We start from the raw sequence: 1,649 nt of genomic DNA on the forward strand, positions 1-1,649 counted from the left end.
GTAAGTTGGCAGCATCACCGGAATTCCCGGCTTTTTAACGTCACTTAATTATAAACTAATTCCCACGTTGCCCAGCTGGTAATCGGCCCGCTGGTGGCGCTTTTCGGCGTTGGCGAAACATAGCCAACGTAATAGGTGAACAGGCCGCCGCTGACCGCGCTTTCCTGCAAACGCACCTGATTTTGCTGCGGGTCCGCCGGGACAATTTTATTACTCTTATCCAGCGTATTATTATCGTTAGTCGATAGCGCCAGATAAATATTCTGCGCTCCATCCGGCAAGGTATTGGCCAGGTACCCGGCGTTTTCGTTACCGACCGCCGTCAGTAAAAAACCATCGACCCAGCGCACGCTGACCCGACGCACCTCATCCTGCGAGGCTGCCCCACCATCATGGCGCAGCTGGCAGTTTGACAGTGCCAGGGTAAACGGCTGCGGTTTCATAAACGCCCCGGCACCGCGATCGTGGACTTCCGCCAGGCTGACCGGCGCCAGCCAGACATTACCGCTGCCGGCATGCTGGCCGCCGTTTAGCGCGATGCTACAGGAAATATCCGTCACCCGCCCGGCAAAATCGACCCGTCCGCGATCGTAATTGGTCTCAAAACCCCACGCCGAGGGGGCGGCGAGGCTGCCGCAAAATAGCAGCCACGCGATAGTGTTTTTCGGCAATCCCTTCATTCCCCCTCCCGTATTAATCGTACGTCAGGTTAAAGATCATATGCGACTCCACCTCGCCGGTGCTGGTCGTCGGGCCATACTGATAAAAACGCGCGTGCAGCGGTATGGTGATGTAGCGGGTCTCCTGATTATTCAAGCGGCCGACGGTGTATTTCTTATTAAACTGCAGCGGGGAGCCATCCTTCAGCACCTGGATGCCAATGCCTTCCGCCATCCCGCTGCCGGCTTTTTCATTCAGCAAGGCGCCCATGGTAGCGGTAGTGCTGGTGGCCAGGGTACCGGAGAACGAGGTGCTAATGTTGGCATATCCCGTTTCACTCAGGCCGCCGCTGCACTGCAGGTCGATATTAAAATCCTTCCCGCCGGCGGTGGTGCCGACCCCTTTCAGGTCGGTGCGCCGGATGGAACCCACATCGACATTCATATTTTTCCCGCTCAGCACCGAACAGGAGGGCGAGACCACGGTGATGGCGTTGGCGCTCAGATAGGTTTCGAGGATCGGGTTACCGCCGCTCTCCCAGTCATAGGAGGTGTACTTACCCGCCGCCAGGGTGCCGCTGCCGGTGGTTGCCGCGGTTTTGATAATCTCCAGCGTAAAGCGCGACCCTTCGAGGGAATAGTAGGTGGTCTTATATACCCGGGACGAAAAGACGTCGGGATAGACGATATTTACCGTTGCGCCGCCGCGGCTGAAACGCATGCCGATTCCCGGCACGTTGGTGGAGTAGATTTTATTTCCAAGGTCCGTGGCCCCTGGCGACACGATCTTCGCCGCAAAGCGGTTGGTGCCGGAAGTACAGCGATAGCTTGCCCCGCCGGGAGCGCTCATCGTCCAGTCGCGGGTAAGGATCACCGAGCCCACCGGCAGATCCGGGGGCACCACCACCCTGCCCACCACCATGTCCAGCATCACCGTTGGCGATGAGAGACGCGTACAGGAGGCCCAGGACGAGGTGGTTCCCAGCGCCA

General features: G+C 58.5%; 2 protein-coding genes. Both read right to left on the reverse strand.

The window, feature by feature from the left end; genetic code table 11:
* Positions 1-44 precede the first annotated feature (44 nt).
* A complete protein-coding gene (gene mrkF / locus HSP_RS0103295) occupies positions 45-680 on the reverse strand; it encodes a type 3 fimbria minor subunit MrkF (protein WP_000677445.1) in 636 nt (211 codons plus the stop codon).
* A gap of 13 nt (positions 681-693) precedes the next feature.
* Positions 694-1,649: type 3 fimbria adhesin subunit MrkD (gene mrkD / locus HSP_RS11170; protein ID WP_010128757.1), on the reverse strand; the 956-nt coding region annotated here is incomplete at its 5' end.

Origin of the sequence: Haemophilus sputorum CCUG 13788 (genome assembly GCF_000238795.1) — a bacterium.
GTDB classification, from domain to species: Bacteria; Pseudomonadota; Gammaproteobacteria; order Enterobacterales; family Pasteurellaceae; genus Haemophilus_A; species Haemophilus_A sputorum.